The 15,244-nt window shown below is 59.3% G+C and carries 17 protein-coding genes; 15 read left to right on the top strand and 2 right to left on the bottom strand.

Annotated elements, in window-relative coordinates; genetic code table 11:
* The first annotated feature begins 18 nt into the window (after window positions 1-18).
* Genes lysS through ACJU26_RS12730 form a run of 3 tightly spaced genes read left to right on the top strand, consistent with a single transcriptional unit; the run spans window position 19 to window position 3,447 of the window.
* Window positions 19-1,518, top strand: a complete 1,500-nt coding sequence (gene lysS / locus ACJU26_RS12740; RefSeq protein WP_414041982.1) for a lysine--tRNA ligase — start codon at window positions 19-21, stop codon at window positions 1,516-1,518.
* Window positions 1,519-1,520: 2 nt separating this feature from the next.
* The gene (locus ACJU26_RS12735; protein ID WP_414040006.1) at window positions 1,521-2,765 is read left to right on the top strand and encodes a lipoprotein-releasing ABC transporter permease subunit; all 1,245 of its coding nucleotides are present in this window, start codon (window positions 1,521-1,523) and stop codon (window positions 2,763-2,765) included.
* Complete coding sequence (locus ACJU26_RS12730) at window positions 2,758-3,447, top strand: ABC transporter ATP-binding protein (RefSeq protein WP_414040005.1); 690 nt, start codon at window positions 2,758-2,760, stop codon at window positions 3,445-3,447. Before ACJU26_RS12735 ends, ACJU26_RS12730 begins: the two co-directional genes overlap by 8 nt.
* Window position 3,448: 1 nt before the next feature.
* On the opposite strand, the gene ACJU26_RS12725 is transcribed toward ACJU26_RS12730, so the two are convergent.
* The gene (locus ACJU26_RS12725; RefSeq protein ID WP_414040004.1) at window positions 3,449-4,012 is read right to left on the bottom strand and encodes a DUF2062 domain-containing protein; all 564 of its coding nucleotides are present in this window, start codon (window positions 4,010-4,012) and stop codon (window positions 3,449-3,451) included.
* Here ACJU26_RS12725 and ACJU26_RS12720 point away from each other — a divergent pair.
* The 12 genes from ACJU26_RS12720 (at window position 3,997) to ACJU26_RS12665 (ending at window position 13,791) form a co-directional block, all read left to right on the top strand.
* Entirely contained in the window at window positions 3,997-6,210 is a 2,214-nt protein-coding gene (locus ACJU26_RS12720; protein WP_414040003.1) for a ComEC/Rec2 family competence protein, read from the top strand. The two genes, ACJU26_RS12725 and ACJU26_RS12720, sit on opposite strands and share 16 nt — an antisense overlap.
* 80 nt (window positions 6,211-6,290) lie before the next feature.
* Window positions 6,291-6,911, top strand: a complete 621-nt coding sequence (locus ACJU26_RS12715) for a MotA/TolQ/ExbB proton channel family protein (RefSeq protein WP_414040002.1) — start codon at window positions 6,291-6,293, stop codon at window positions 6,909-6,911.
* On the top strand, window positions 6,908-7,312 hold the full coding sequence (locus ACJU26_RS12710; RefSeq protein WP_414040001.1) for an ExbD/TolR family protein: 405 nt from the start codon (window positions 6,908-6,910) through the stop codon (window positions 7,310-7,312). The genes ACJU26_RS12715 and ACJU26_RS12710 overlap by 4 nt, the downstream gene beginning before the upstream one ends.
* 3 nt (window positions 7,313-7,315) lie before the next feature.
* Window positions 7,316-7,987: a lysophospholipid acyltransferase family protein gene (locus tag ACJU26_RS12705; RefSeq protein WP_414040000.1), complete on the top strand. Its 672-nt coding sequence runs from the start codon at window positions 7,316-7,318 to the stop codon at window positions 7,985-7,987.
* A 6-nt stretch (window positions 7,988-7,993) separates the two neighbouring features.
* The gene (locus ACJU26_RS12700) at window positions 7,994-9,139 is read left to right on the top strand and encodes a hypothetical protein (protein WP_414039999.1); all 1,146 of its coding nucleotides are present in this window, start codon (window positions 7,994-7,996) and stop codon (window positions 9,137-9,139) included.
* Entirely contained in the window at window positions 9,136-10,158 is a 1,023-nt protein-coding gene (gene lpxK / locus ACJU26_RS12695; protein WP_414039998.1) for a tetraacyldisaccharide 4'-kinase, read from the top strand. The genes ACJU26_RS12700 and lpxK overlap by 4 nt, the downstream gene beginning before the upstream one ends.
* Complete coding sequence (locus tag ACJU26_RS12690; protein ID WP_414039997.1) at window positions 10,148-10,330, top strand: Trm112 family protein; 183 nt, start codon at window positions 10,148-10,150, stop codon at window positions 10,328-10,330. The genes lpxK and ACJU26_RS12690 overlap by 11 nt, the downstream gene beginning before the upstream one ends.
* On the top strand, window positions 10,327-11,085 hold the full coding sequence (gene kdsB, locus ACJU26_RS12685) for a 3-deoxy-manno-octulosonate cytidylyltransferase (protein WP_414039996.1): 759 nt from the start codon (window positions 10,327-10,329) through the stop codon (window positions 11,083-11,085). The genes ACJU26_RS12690 and kdsB overlap by 4 nt, the downstream gene beginning before the upstream one ends.
* A 21-nt stretch (window positions 11,086-11,106) precedes the next feature.
* Window positions 11,107-11,628, top strand: coding sequence for an inorganic diphosphatase (gene ppa / locus ACJU26_RS12680; protein WP_414039995.1), 522 nt, complete (start codon window positions 11,107-11,109; stop codon window positions 11,626-11,628).
* A gap of 89 nt (window positions 11,629-11,717) precedes the next feature.
* The gene (locus tag ACJU26_RS12675; protein WP_414039994.1) at window positions 11,718-12,101 is read left to right on the top strand and encodes a hypothetical protein; all 384 of its coding nucleotides are present in this window, start codon (window positions 11,718-11,720) and stop codon (window positions 12,099-12,101) included.
* 194 nt (window positions 12,102-12,295) lie between these two features.
* Window positions 12,296-12,952, top strand: a complete 657-nt coding sequence (locus tag ACJU26_RS12670; protein WP_414039993.1) for a peroxiredoxin — start codon at window positions 12,296-12,298, stop codon at window positions 12,950-12,952.
* A 131-nt stretch (window positions 12,953-13,083) separates the two neighbouring features.
* The gene (locus tag ACJU26_RS12665; RefSeq protein WP_414039992.1) at window positions 13,084-13,791 is read left to right on the top strand and encodes a type 1 glutamine amidotransferase; all 708 of its coding nucleotides are present in this window, start codon (window positions 13,084-13,086) and stop codon (window positions 13,789-13,791) included.
* On the opposite strand, the gene ACJU26_RS12660 is transcribed toward ACJU26_RS12665, so the two are convergent.
* Entirely contained in the window at window positions 13,767-15,242 is a 1,476-nt protein-coding gene (locus tag ACJU26_RS12660; RefSeq protein WP_414039991.1) for a protein adenylyltransferase SelO, read from the bottom strand. The two genes, ACJU26_RS12665 and ACJU26_RS12660, sit on opposite strands and share 25 nt — an antisense overlap.
* Window positions 15,243-15,244 lie beyond the last annotated feature (2 nt).

The following is a 15,244-nucleotide window of genomic DNA, read 5'->3' as shown; positions in this document are numbered from 1 at the left end:
GATGCAGTCACGCACAATCTGTGCGAGGAGAGGAAAGTGGATCAGGAACTGAATGACCAGATGCAGGTACGCCAGGACAAGCTGACCCAGTGGCGTCAAGAGGGGCAGGCCTACCCCAACCACTTTCGCCGCGATGCCCTGGCGGGCGATCTGCAAGGGCGCTATGGCGATATGGATGCCCTAGCCCTGGAGCAGGAGCCGATCCTGGCGCGGCTGGGTGGACGTCTGATGACCCGGAGGGTCATGGGCAAGGCCAGTTTTGCCGACATTCAGGACCAGTCCGGACGCATACAGCTTTTTCTCAGCCGCGATAATCTGGGTGAAGAAGCCTATGCCCGCTTCAAGTCCCTGGATTTCGGTGACATCATCGGGGTGGAAGGCACCCTGTTTCGGACCAAGACCGGCGAACTTTCCCTGAAGGTGCATAGCCTGCAGTTGTTGAGCAAGGCCCTGCGTCCCCTGCCGGAAAAATGGCATGGTTTGAGTGATGCGGAAACCCGCTTCCGGCAGCGTTATGTGGATCTCATCGTCACCGAGTCGGCCCGGCGTACTTTTCAGATCCGGGCGGAAACCGTGGCGGCACTGCGGGAAGGGTTGCGCCAGCGCGGGTTTTTTGAAGCCGAAACGCCGATGATGCATGTCATTCCCGGTGGCGCCACGGCGCGGCCCTTCATGACCTATCATCATGCCCTGGATATGACCCTGTATTTGCGCATTGCCCCGGAACTGTATTTGAAGCGTCTGGTGGTGGGCGGGATCGAACAGGTCTTCGAAATCAACCGCAATTTCCGCAACGAGGGGGTTTCGACCCGCCATAATCCCGAATTCACCATGCTCGAATGGTATCAGGCCTATGCCGATTATCGTGACGCCATGGATTTGACCGAGGCGCTGATTCGCGCTGCCGCCGAGGCGGCCTTGGGCACGACCCTGATTCAGTACCAGGGTCAGGAAATCGATCTGGGCAAGGCTTTTGTGCGCATGACCGTGGCAGAGTCGGTGCGCGCCCACAATCCGGATCTGGCGGATGCCGATCTGCGCGATCCGGAACTGCTGGCCGCCAAGCTGGCTCAATTGCGGGTTCCCTGCGAGGCTTCCTGGGGTTGGGGCAAGCGGCTGATCGAGATTTTTGAAAAAACCGTGGAAGGTCATCTCCAGCAGCCCACCTTCATCACCGAGTATCCCCTGGAAGTCAGCCCCCTGGCACGCCGCAATGATCTGGATGGGGAAGTGACCGATCGCTTCGAGTTGATGATTGCCGGGCGGGAACTGGCCAATGGCTTTTCGGAACTCAACGATCCCGAAGACCAGGCGGCCCGCTTCCGTGCCCAGGCCGATGCCAAGGACGCTGGCGATGAAGAGGCCATGTTTTATGATGCCGATTATATCCGCGCCCTGGAGTATGGCATGCCCCCCACGGCGGGGGTGGGACTCGGCATTGATCGCCTGGTGATGTTGCTGGCGGACCAGCCCAGTATTCGCGAAGTCATTCTTTTTCCCCATCTGCGACCGGAATAAACATGCGCCCTTATGAGTTGTGGATCGGGCTGCGCTATACCCGGGCAAAGCGCAACAATCATTTCATTTCCTTCATTACCGGAACGGCCATTCTCGGGATGGTGATCGGAGTGGCGGCCCTGATTGCCGTCATGGCGGTCATGAACGGTTTCGATCACACCCTGCGCTCACGGATTCTGGCGGTGACTTCCGATGTCATCGTCCAGGGTAACGGGGTGCCGGTGCTCAACTGGCAGACCGCAACCCGACGCCTGTCCCGGCTGCCCGATGTCACGGGCGTGGCGCCTTATGTGCAGGCGCAGGCGCTGATTTCCCATGATGGCCTGGTGAGTGGTGCCATGATCGAGGGTATTGATCCAGCCCTGGAAGGGAAAGTGGACAAACTGGCCAAGAACATGAAGGTCGGCAGACTGCAAAGTCTGCAAAGCCAGCCCTGGAGCATTGTCCTGGGCACGGCCCTGGCCCGGCAACTGGGGGTGACGGTGGGCGACAAGGTGACCCTGATTTCACCCCAGGGGGGCGTGACGCCTCTGGGCGTGAGTCCGTCCTTGCGTCAGTTTACCGTGGTGGGTTTGTTCTCGGTGGGTATTTACGCCTACGACAGCGGCATGGCGTACATCAATCTGAGGGATGCCCAGCGCCTCTATGGTCTGGGCCAAGGGGTGACAGGTTTGCGCATGCAGATCAAGAATCCCTTCGACGCCCCTGCCTTTGCGGCCCATCTCCAGCAGCAACTGGGGCCCGCCTTTTATATTCAGGACTGGACCCAGACCCATGAAAACTTTTTCAAGGCCCTGAGCATGGAAAAGCTGGTCATGTTTGTGATTCTTTCCCTGATCATTGCCGTGGCGGCCTTCAATATTGTGGCCACCCTGGTCATGGTGGTGACCGACAAGGAAACCGACATTGCGATTTTACGGACCCTGGGGGTCACGCCGCGCAGTATCATGCTGATTTTCATGGTGCAGGGCGCGGTGATCGGGCTGTTTGGCACCCTGCTGGGGGTACTTTTCGGTGTCCTGCTGGCCCTGAACATCCCGACGCTGGTACCCGCTCTGGAACAATTGCTGCATACCCAGTTCATTTCTCCGCAGGTCTATTCCATCAGCCAGCTTCCTTCCAAACTGGAGCTTTGGGACGTGGTGCATGTGGCTCTGGCGGCACTGATCATGAGTTGGATTGCCACCTTGTACCCGTCCTGGCGGGCATCCCGGGTCGCTCCGGCGGAGGCCTTGCGCTATGAGTGATGATCTGATCCTGTCTGTGGAGCATTTGCGCCAGAGCTTTGCCATGGGCAGAGACAAGCTGGAAGTCATTCGTGACGTCAACCTGCAAGTCCGCCGGGGGGAGAGTCTGGCCATTGTCGGCGCCTCCGGTCAGGGTAAAAGCACCCTGATGCACCTCATGGGCGGACTGGAAAAACCGACGGGTGGCGTGGTGCGCATTCTCGGCCAGGAAATCTACAAACTCAGGGAATCCGCACGCAGCCGTCTGCGCAACCAGAGCGTGGGTTTCGTCTATCAGTTGCATCGCCTGTTGCCGGAGTTTACGGCCCTGGAAAATGTGCTCCTGCCATTGCTGATTCGGCGGGTCTCCCGCCATTCGGTACAGGCCTGGGGTGAGGAAATCCTGACGCGGGTCGGGCTGGGTGAACGCCTGCATCACAAGCCGGGCATGCTCTCGGGCGGGGAAAGACAGCGGGTGGCCCTGGCTCGGGCGCTGGTCACCCGCCCCGCCTTGCTGCTGGCGGATGAACCCACGGGAAATCTGGATAGCGTCTCGGCAGAAAGCGTGCACGATTTGATGCTCAGCCTGAATCGCGAGATGGGCACGGCTCTGGTCATCGTGACCCATGAACCGGCGCTGGCGGCCCATATGGGACGAGTGCTGCGTTTGCATAATGGGATTCTGCAGGCACCGGAAAGCTGAGTTAGCGCGCCCGTGTCCGGCGTAGTCGGCGGCGGTGCAGGCGCCAGATCACCCAGATGCGCCAGCCCTGCATGATGCCCAAGTAAACCACCAGGGCGAGGACGCTGCCCAGTATCAGGCTGCCTATCCAGGTCACCAGATAGGCATGCCAAAGCCGGTCTCCCATCGCCATGATGCCAATATCCCCATGGAATATCTCATGAATATCGGCATAGTGAATGGTGATGGCAGGGGCGATTCCCAACTGGCTGAGTAGCCAGAAACCCAATTCATAAGCGGCAAAGAAAAACGGTATGATGGTCAGGGGGCCCGTGACCACCCAAGGCATGACCCACCCTATTGGAATGTAGGCTCTCCGCCAGAGGCAGAGCAAGGTGATGGTGAGTAAGTGCCCAAAAAATGGCAGACTTCCGATAAAAGTGCCGATGGCGGCCGCGCGGGCGACGCTGTGGCGGTGCGGATGCCAGAGTACCGGCCGCGCCAGATAATGGGTAAAACGCCCCAGGGGGCGCTTTTTGAGGATTTCCTCGCGAGTGGGGAGGCGGACAAATGCGGGTAGGCGCAATGGGGTATTTCCACAACAATATTCGCCCTAGTGTAGCCAAGCTCTTGCCCGGAACCAAATCCTGGCCTTCCTTGCCATCGGTTGTCTTGGCGGTGGGTTTGGGGATGGGGCTGTTTCACAGTTTCCGGCAGCTACCGCCGCTGTGGATTTCGCTCTCCATCACCGTCATGGTTTTGCCGTTGGTCTGGAAATGGCGACCAGCCCTGCTCATGGTTCTGGCGGCTGGGGCCTTTTCCTGGGGAATCTGGCAGGCCGAGCAGCGCCTGGCTGTCCATTGGCCAATAGCCCGGACTTTCACCGTTGAAGGGCGAATAGTCTCCATTCCCCAGCTGGGGGGGCGGGAATACCGCTTTCAGTTGGCCCCCGAAGGTTGGTTGGAACATGCCCCTGGCGGTAAGCGTCCGGCTGTGCTCCAGGTGCACGGATCCCTTCCCGAACTGCCTGTGGTCGGGCAACGCTGGCATCTGCAACTGCGCAGTGAAGCACTGAGCAGCTTGCCCAGCAGTCCATTTGCGGATGTTGCCCGGCAGCGTTTCTGGGCAGGCATCGGCGGGGTGGCGCGCATCGAGAATGCGCGTCTGCTGGCACCATCCTTCTGGAGTCTCGAAGATCACATTGCGGAGACCCGGCAAGCGGCGCTGCAGGCCAGCAACATGGCGCTGGATCGGGAATCCGCCGGATTTGTCCAGGCCCTCAGTGTGGGAGTGGGCAATCAGCTTTCTCCCGAAATCTGGGGTATTTACCGGGATACGGGGACGGCCCATCTGCTGGTCATTTCGGGCTCCCATGTGGCCATAGTGGCAGGTCTGATCGGCTGGTTGATGCAATGGCTCTGGCGACGGGTGCCCTGGCTGGTGATGCGTTGGCCAGCGCAAACCGCCGGGGTGCTGGCCAGTATTCCGGCGGCCTGGTTTTACGCCAGTTTCGCGGGGATGCAGATTCCCGGAGAACGTGCCGCATGGATGATTACTGCCGCCGCCCTATCCTGGCTGCTGGGGCGCTCCCATCGCGCCTGGCAGGGACTGGCCCTGGCGGGTCTGCTCATCGTGCTGTTCAACCCTGGAGCCATGGTGGATGTCGGGTTTTGGTTGTCGCTGGGAGCCGTGGCGGCATTGATAGCCGTTGGCTACGGCAAAGGCGGCTGGCGCACCCTGCTGCGCAGCCAGTGGGCCGTGTTTATCGCGCTGCTGCCGCTCCTCGCGGCTTTGTTCGGCCAAATCTCCCTGGTTTCACCCCTGGCGAATATCCTGGTCATCCCGCTGGTGGAATTGCTGGCGGTGCCTTTGGCCTTGCTGGGCACCTTGTCAGCCTTGCTGGACCTGGAATTGCTCAGTCGCGTGCTGTTTCGTGTGGTTGCCTTGCAGATGGACGGGATTACCGCACTCCTCAGAGTCCTGCTCCAGATCCCTTATGCGCAGCTACATACGGGTACGGATCGGATCTGGGCGGTACTGGCCGCCGCGTTTGGACTGAGTATTTTCTTCCTGCCGCCAGGCTGGCCGGGTCGATCCCTGGCCTTTCTCGGTTTGCTGCCGCTGCTGGTGCCGGCAGAAGGGAGTTCGGATTTTGAACTGCGCGATCTTTCGGCGCAGTCTGGCATGGTCCTCTTTTGGCAAGAAAAGCAGCACAGTGGCGTATGGACCGCCAATCTCTGGAAAGCTGGAGCCCGGCGTGAGGCGGGTCAGGCCCTTGCCGCCGTGCTCCAGAAGAAAGGTCTGGATAGGGTTTCGGACTGGGTGCGGACAGACAGTTCCACGCCTTGGCCGGTCCCGGCGGCGCGGCAGCAGTGGGGACCAGTGGGTGCCCGTCATTATCCGCACAGTCCCGGACCCCTGGGCGTCTGTCGGGGAGGTCCGGGCAATGCTCCGGCTGGCAGCGCTTTTGTGGATCTGGACAAGACGATCCAGCCTTGCATGCTCTTGTGGGGAAAGGGTCCAGATTTGCTGATTCTGGGCGATATGGATGCCAATACCCTGCAGCGTCTGGCTGCCATCCACTCCAGGACCTTGCAGCAGATACAGTTGGTATTGGCGCCTGACAGCCTGGCTGAGGATGAACGGAAATTGCTGGCCAGCCTCCTGCCCCATGCGCTCATGCATTATGCGGGAAAGAACCCTTCTGGAGTCTGGTCATGGCAAAACGGTCATTTTCTTCCGGCAGCTGCTCCATCGCCCGCCTACTGGCAGGCCAGGGACTGATCCGCTCTGCCGCGCTGCCGTTTTCCGGGTGTTGTGCTATATTCCTGCTTCGTCCAATTTAACCGAATGCTGGAGGCGATGTGCAGGAGTTGCTGCAGTTATTTAAACTGGGTGGTTTTGTCCTACCCCTTCTGATTCTCCTGGCCGTCATCGCTTTGGCGATCATCGGCAACCGTTTTTGGGTGCTGCGCAAGGCCCGTATTGCTCCCCGGGACCTGGCTCCCCGGGTCACCGATCTGGTGGAGGTGGGGAAAGTGCAGCAGGCGGTCAAGCTGCTCTACGAAAACGACACGCCCCTGGCGCGTCTGATGCTGGTGGCCTTGCAGCAGGCAGGTCAGCCCCGGGATGTCATCAAGGAATCCGTGGAAGAAAGCGGCCGTCATGAAGTGGCGCATCTGGATCGTTTTTTGAACTTCCTGGGAAGTATTGCCGGGGTCTCGCCCTTGCTGGGTTTGCTGGGAACGGTTTTCGGGATCATGCACGCCTTTGCGGCCATCGGCATGGTCGGTGCCGGCGATCCCAAGGCTTTGGCCAGCGGCATTGCCGAAGCCCTGATCACCACCGCCAGTGGCCTGATCGTCGCCATTCCCAGTCTGATGTTTTATCGCTATTTCAAGGGACAGGTCGATGGCTTGGTATTGGCCATTGAGAAAGAAGCCTTGAAAGTGGTGAATATAGTTTCCGGAGGCACGGGAAGATGAATCTGCGCCCACGCGTCAACGAAGAGCCGGACATCAATGTGGTGTCCATGGTGGATATTGTGCTGGTGCTGCTCCTGTTTTTCATGGTGACCAGCAGTTTTGAGCATCAATCCCATCTTTCCATGCAATTGCCCAAGGCCCAGCAGGCCGCTGCGGGGCTGCCCAAGACCCCCATCACCATTGATCTGACTGCCAGCGGACAGGTCCAGATGGATAAGGTCCATGTGCCCATGGCCGATTTGTTGGGACGCCTGAAGGTGCTGGCGGCCAAGGATCCGCAACGGGTGATCGTGTTGCGTGCGGATAAAAATACCACCCAGCAATACGTGATTGATGTCCTGGATGCCGCCCAGGAGGCCGGGTTGACCCGGATCAGTTTCGCCACCTTGAGCAATCGCTGAGCGGTGCGGCTGGAAGGACGTTCCCTGCGCCTGGCGGCCAGACTGGCGGCTCTCCTGATCAAGGGAACAGCGCTGACCTTGCGCTGGGAAGAAGTGGGCGACACTCAGGTGCGGCAACGGATTGCGGCCGGAAAACCCTTTATCCTGGCTTTCTGGCATGGACGCGGCGTGATGATCACCGAAGCCTATCGACGTGTAGGTGGTCGTGATATTCATGTACTGATCAGTGAACATCGGGATGGAGAATTGATTGCCATGACCCTGGCCTATTGGGGGTATTCCGCCGTACGGGGTTCTACGCGTCGTGCTGCGGTGAAGGGGAGTCGGGGGATGCTCAAGGTGGCCCTGAGCGGACGTACCCTGGCCATTACGCCCGATGGGCCCCGAGGACCTCGGGAGGTCTTGCAAAAGGGGGTCATTGATCTCGCCCGCATTTCCGGTCTGCCCATTATTCCGGTGAGCTATTCGGCCAGGCGGGCCAAACGATTTTCCAGTTGGGACGGGTTCTTATTGCCCTATCCTGGATCGCGCATAGTCGTCACCTGGGGGGAGGCCATGGAGATTCCCCGGGACGCGGACCCCGTCGCGCAGGCCGCATTGCAGCAGCAACTGGAAACGACCATGATTGATTTGCGCAGGCAGGCGGACCATTTAGTGGGCCGCCAGTATGATTAACCCGGTATGAGTTATTACGAAAACCATTGGTTGCGCGGGCGCTGGGCCAGTTGGCAGGATGCTCGTGCGGGTCGCCAAGGACAGGCCAATGCCCGCTGGGGATGGATCAAGGCTCCGGGTGACCGGGGACCCATTCTCTGGATGCAGAGTTTCCGTGCCGCCGACGAGCAACGACTGGGCGTTGAGCTGGCCAGGGCCATTGCTGAAAAGCGTCGTGACCTGCGCATGGTCATGACTTTTGAAAATGAATATCCGCAGATGCTGCAACAGCATACGGAAGGTATCGAGCGCTTGGGCTATGGTTTTGGTCCCTGCGATCATCCCCAGGCGGTGGAACGTACCCTGGACAAACTCAGCCCCCTGCGTTATCTGGCACTGGGCCGTGCGCCGCGCAGGATCTTGGCGGCGGCGCTGGAACGCCGAAAAATTCCCAGCATCCTGATGGCTGCCGATCCGGGAAACTCCCGTCCAGCCCTGCTGGAAGCCGTATATCCCCGCGACCCGTCGCAGGCGGAATTGTGGGAGGGCAAGGTCGCTCCCCCGCTGCTGCAGGAGCCGGTGGATTTTGCCACGCTTTTTACCATCGCCCAGGTGGATCCCAATTTTCGCAGCATGATCAGTGCTACGGAAGAGGGATTGCTTTGGTGGGTCCAAGGCCTGAGCGGAGGACAATGGCAAGCCTGGCGACAAGCCTGGTCGGCATCCCCCTTGTCGCGCCAAGGTGTTCTGTTTTTGGGCGGACAGCAAGCTCCTCAGGACTTGCCGTTGCTATCCCACTGGCAGCGCCATCCCCTGCCCGCCGGTTCGGTCCTGGCCGTCGATGAAGAGCGCTGGTATCCCGCCCTGGCGACAGCCGCTCAAGGGGTCCATCTGCAGTCCGCATCCCCATTCCTGCAGTGGCAGGTTTATGCCGGTTCACGACCCGTGAGTGTGCATCCGGGAGTTATCCTGAATGCCGCCAGCCATCTGGACGCCGGTGCGGTGGAAATCCTGGATCATCCCGCCCAAGTGTTGCAGCATTGGCAGGATCTGTCCGCAGATGTGATGACAGCGCGGCAGCGCGGCGATGCGACTCGCCGGGCTTTCTGGCAGGAACGCCGTCATGCGGGAGACCGTCTTCCCGAGTTTCTGCAAAGGGTTTTTGACTGGTGACCTTGCGCCAGACCCTCGAAGCGCAATGGCAGCAGGGCGGCTGGCTCGCCACGAGTTTGCGGCCCCTGGGCGCCCTGACCGAGTCAGTAGCCGCCTGGCGGCGGCGATACATTCACGGACGGCCAGCGGCCATCCCGAGTATCGTGGTGGGAAATCTCAGCGTGGGCGGCAGTGGTAAAACCCCGCTGGTAGCTGCACTGGCCGGATTGCTGAACGCAGCGGGCTGGCGGGTTGCCATCATCAGTCGGGGCTATGGGGCGCAGCCACCCCATTGGCCCTATCGGGTGAATGCGAGCGACTCGCCGGAGCAGGCCGGGGATGAGCCGCTACTTTTGGTGCAACACCAGGTCCCAGGCCAAGTCGCAGGATCCCAGGCCGTCTTCATCTGTCCTGATCGTCACCAGGCCATTGCGGCGGCAGCGGCAGAGGGCTTTGATCTGGCTTTGCTGGATGACGGTTTCCAGCACCTCGCCCTGCGCCCTACCTTGCGTTTGCTGGTCATGTCCGGAACCCAACCCCTGGGGAATGGATACTGTCTGCCGGCGGGTCCCCTGCGCGAATCTCCCGCAGCCCTGGCTGAAGCCGATGCCTTGTTGCTGGACGCAGCGGCTGCTGCTGGTCTCGCGCTGGGCGAAACGCCGCCGCGCTTTCATTTTCGAGTCCAGCCCCGGGACTTGCAGGCCCTTGCCGATCCTCAGCGGACCCGCAGTCTGGAGAGCCTGGCCGGCGAACACTGGACAGCCGTGACGGGCATCGCCCGTCCCCAACGCTTTGTGGATACCTTGCAGGCACTGGGGGCTGAGGTGGATGCCCGGTTTTTTCCGGATCATCACGTTTTTGCCCCTAGGGATCTGGAGAGCTTGCCACGCCCACTCGTCATGACCGAAAAAGATGCCGTAAAATGCCGGAACTTTGCCCATTCCGATGAGTGGGTGTTGCGCATCGAAGCCCAATTGGCAGCCGATTTCATGCCCTGGCTGGAAAGGGCGCTTTCAACCTGGAGGGATCATGAGCATTGATCATCGCTTGCTGGATTTGTTGGCCTGTCCCCAATGCAAAGGAGGGTTGCTACCTTGTGCACGACGGCAAGCACTCTGTTGCCCGCGCTGTCATCTGCAATATCCCATTCGGGATGACATACCGGTCCTGTTGCTGGATGAGGCCAAACCCTACGAGGACAAGCCGGCGTGAATTTTTGTGTGCTCATCCCGGCCCGCCTGGCGTCCACCCGCCTGTCCCGCAAGGTGCTGCTGGAGGTAGGTGGATTACCCATGATTGAACAGGTACGCCGCAGAGCCGTGGAAAGCGGGGCATCCCGGGTCGTCGTTGCCGCCGATCATCCGGAAATCGTCGCCTGTATTCAGGATCACGGCGGAGAAGCGCTGCTGACTTCTCCCGACCATGGCTGCGGGACGGAAAGACTGGCCGAAGCCGCCCAGCTACTGGGCTTGCCCGCCGATGCGGTGATCGTCAACCTGCAGGGCGATGAGCCCGGGATGCCTCCGGCACTCTTGCAGGCCACCGCAAAGCTGTTGCTGGAAAATGAGGCCTTGAAAATGGCAACGGCCGCTGTCCCCATCCGGCACTGGGCGGAGCTGGCAGACCCCCATGTCGTGAAGCTGATCCGCAACGATCAGGGCCATGCCCAGTATTTTTCCCGTGCGCCCATTCCCTGGCATCGCCAGTATTTCCCCATGCAGCCGGAAGACCCGTTGCCTGACGGCGGCAACTGGTGGCGTCATCTCGGGCTTTATGCCTATCGCCATCAGTTTCTGCAAGATTATGCCCGGTGGCCAGCCAGTCCCCTGGAAAATATCGAATCGCTGGAGCAAATGCGGGCGTTGGAGCGGGGCGTGCAAATTGCGGTATATTGCGCGGCAGAAGCACCCCCAGCCGGAGTGGATACTGCGGCCGATCTGGAGCGGGTACGCAGCCTTTTTTCCTGAACCAAGAGCAAGGAGTGACATATGGATCTGAAGAAAATACCGGCGGGTAAATCCTTGCCGGATGATATCAACGTGGTGATCGAAGTGCCTCAGGGTTCTTCCGTCAAATATGAGATGGACAAGGAAGCCGGTGCGGTATTTGTCGACCGTTTCCTGTTCACGGCCATGCATTATCCCCTCAACTACGGATTTATCCCCAATACCCTGTCCGATGATGGCGATCCCACCGATTGCCTGGTCTGGTCTCCTCAGCCGGTGGCCCCTGCTACGGTCATTCGCGCCCGTCCCGTTGCTGTCCTGATGATGGAAGATGAGCATGGTATCGATGCCAAAATTGTCGCCGTTCCTCATGAAAAAGTCGCTGCGGGCTACGCTGACATTCGCGATGTCCAGGATTTGCCCGAACCTATCCGCCAGCAGATTCGCCATTTTTTTGAGCATTACAAGGATCTTGAGCCCGGTAAGTGGGTGAAGATGAAGGAATGGGCCAATCTGGCCGAAGCCCGCAAAATCATCGAAGCGGACGCCAAGCGCCACGGTTAGGGTTTCATTGGGGCAGCACACGGGGCTTGCCGCCCCGCAGCAGAGCAGGCAGACTGTAGGGGTGATTTGCACATGCAGGAGATCACCCCATGTCTGCAGCACCATCCTTAAGGCAGCCCCCGGAAACCAAAAGCCTGAAGAAAGCCTCCCAGGCTATTTTCCATCCCGACGAACCCCTCTGGCGACGAGTTCCCAGTCGTGATGAAAATGGTCACCTGCTCGCCGACTTCCGCATGCTCATTCCCGGTTTACGAGATAAAAGCGGACTGCGTCAGCAACATACCTTGCGCATCATCAATGCCGTACTCAACCATTATGGGAGCTGGGTCGTCTTCGCCGACATGAACCTGCGTACCAACCTGCTCTGGGTGAGTATCCGTCCGCGACTTGGGCTGACCCTGGAAATCCCGGCAGCCATCAAGACCTTGGTGCCTGAAGCCTTGTTGTTGGCCCCTTACTGGCGCCCTGCCTGATGCTATGTCAGGTAATGCTCATAGACCAGGATTACGAATAGCTCGTGCCTAGCCAGTATGGTTTAAATTTAGTCTATTTTTTATTTAAAAAAAATCTGTTGATATTCTAAATCAGCTTCGGTATAGTGGTCCCGTAGTGCAGTGCTGTAGTGCCTGACCTTTGCGTTACTTGATATACAGAGAGGATGACTCAGATGACCATTCGTATTAATGATGTGGCTCCAGACTTTACCGTAGACTCCACGGCCGGAAAGCTCAATCTCCATGAATGGATTGGGGATAGCTACGCCATTCTGTTCTCGCACCCACGCGACTTTACTCCGGTCTGTACGACGGAATTTGGTGCGGTAGCCCAGTTGGCCCCCGAATTTGCCAAACGCAATACCAAGGTGATGGGTGTTTCGGTGGATTCTGTGGAAGAACACCAAAAATGGAAGCGGGATATTGAAGCCTTCGCGGGTGTTCCGGCGGATTTCCCGATCATTGACGATACTTCCCTGCAGGTGTCCAAGCTTTACGACATGTTGCCTGCAGATGCCTATCTTCCGGGTAATCGTACCGCGGCCGATACGGCGACGGTGCGTTCCGTGTTCATTATCGGTCCCGACAAGAAAGTGCGTCTTACCATGTTGTACCCCATGTCCGTAGGCCGCAATTTCGCGGAAATTCTCCGGGCGCTGGATGCCATTCAGGCGACGGATGGCGTGCCCATTGCTACCCCCGCCAACTGGGTTCCCGGCCAGGATGTCATCGTGGCCCTGTCCCTGAATGATGATCAGGCCAAGGAGAAGTTTGGCAAAATCGACATCAAACTGCCCTATTTGCGGATGGCCAAGGCCCCCAAAAAGTAAGGAATTGACGGATCGTTGATCCACGCCCGTCAGCTCTGCAAGGACTGACGGGCGTGCTTTTTGGGAGTACCCTGCAATCAGGCTACCCTGACAATTTGATATGTTTTATCGGCAGAGGGAGAGGTTCCGTCATGCGTGTTCATGTGCTGCAGCATGTGCCTTTTGAAGGGTTGGGGAGTATGGAAACCTGGTTACAGGATCGCAAGGCCCTGGTGACCTGGACGCGCTTTCATGAGCAGGGGGACTTGCCTGAACCGGGAGCCTTTGATCTGCTCATCATTCTTGGCGGCCCCATGAGCATTCACGATGAAACGGAATATCCCTGGCTGTCTGCGGAAAAGCACTTTATTGCCGAAACCATCCAGGCCGATCTGCCGATTCTGGGCATTTGTCTGGGCGCCCAACTGATTGCCCATGTGTGCGGGGCGCGGGTGTATCCGGCCAGGCAGAAAGAAATCGGCTGGTTTCCCGTGCAGGCAGAAATGACCGATGCGGATCATTTTCAGTTTCCCAGACAATTTCTGGCTTTTCATTGGCATGGGGAGACTTTTGACTTACCCGTCGGAGCGACCCGATTGGCCCATAGTGCCGCCTGTGAAAATCAGGCTTTTCAGCTGGGTAACCAGGTGATCGGCTTGCAATTCCACCTGGAAAGCACGGCCACTACCATTGCTGCCCTGATCCAGCATGCCGCGGACGAAATCGTCCCGGACCAGCCGGGTATTCAAAGCCCTGCAGAGATGCTGGAGGCATCGGCTGATGCCTATGAAGACATCCATGCGCAGGTTCAGCGTGTGCTGGATTTTCTCAGCACTCAGGTACCACAGAAGGTCTTGTAAACCCCGAAGCTTTCGGGCGCTGGCTGGGCGTAGCTTTCCAGGCCGGGGCGTTCGCTGAAGGGCTCGGCAAGCACGCCCAGAAGCTGTTGAAAAGGGCCCAGATCGCCCTGCTGCGTGGCTGCTTGCAGCGCTTCCTCGACCTTATGATTGCGCGGAATATATACCGGGTTCACCTGATCCATGTGCATGGCCCGCTCGGTGGCCGGCATGGGTTCCCGGGACAGCCGTTCTTGCCAGCGTTGCAGCCAGGAGTCAGCCGCACTGGGTACGGCAAACTGGCTACGCAGTGCCGCGGGATTTCCCAGAACAACTGCCGAGAGACTGCGGAAAGCCCGGGTGAAATCCACCGAGTTCTCTTCCAGCGCCGTCAGCAATTGCTGGGCCAGCTCCTGGTCCTGGTCCTCCACGGTGGCTAATCCCAGTTTGGCGCGCATGCCCTGCAACCAGTAGGCCGTATATTGCCGGGGAAACTGGTTGATGGCTTCAGTCAGCAGGGCAATGGCTGCTTCACTGTCAGGATCCACCAGTTCAACCAGGGTTTCGGCAAAGCGGGTCAGGTTCCATTGTGCAATCAGCGGCTGGTTGCCGTAGGCGTAGCGTCCCTGGCTGTCAATGGAACTGAATACGGTGGCGGGATCGTAGTGATCCATGAACGCGCAGGGACCATAATCGATGGTTTCCCCGGCAATGCTCATGTTATCCGTATTCATGACGCCATGGATGAAACCTGCCAGCATCCAGCGGGCCAGCAGGGCCGCCTGTCGTTCCGCTACCGCCTGGAAGAGCGCGAGATAGGGATTGGTAGCGGTCAGGGCGTCTGGGTAGTGGCGGGCAAGGGTATAGTCGGCCAGTTTGCGGACCTTGTCCCGATCATCGCGCAGGGCAAAAAACTGAAAAGTGCCGACGCGAATATGGCTGGCGGCTACCCGGGTCAAAATGGCCCCCGGCTGGGGCGAGTCGCGATGAATCATCTCCCCGGTGCTGACGGCGGCCAGGGCGCGGGTGGTGGGTATCCCCAGTTTGTTCATGGCTTCGCCCAGCAGATATTCGCGCAGCACGGGTCCGATGGCCGCCTTGCCGTCGCCTCCCCGGGAGAAGGGTGTGCGCCCCGAGCCCTTGAGCTGCAGATCCCAGCGCCGCCCGTCGGGAGCCAGAATCTCACCCAGCAGCAAGGCTCGACCATCCCCCAGTTGTGGAGACAAATGGCCGAATTGATGACCTGCGTAAGCCTGGGCCAGGGGTTCCGCGCCTTCGGGAAGGGTATTGCCGGAAAAAATGGCGGCGCCCCGCTCCGTCTCCAGGGCAGCGATATCCAGTCCCAGCTCTGTAGCCAGGGAATGATTGAGCATTAATAACCGGGGGGAGGGCACGGTTGCCGCTTGCCAAGGGGCGAAAAAGCCTTCCAGCTCGCGGGCGTAGCTGTTGTCAAAATGAAAGCCGCCAGCGTCCATGC

Origin of the sequence: Acidithiobacillus sp. M4-SHS-6, from assembly GCF_047421495.1 — a bacterium.
Classification (GTDB): Bacteria; Pseudomonadota; Gammaproteobacteria; order Acidithiobacillales; family Acidithiobacillaceae; genus Acidithiobacillus.
Note: the sequence above shows the minus strand (reverse complement) of the source record. Positions and strands in the feature narration are given on the sequence as shown.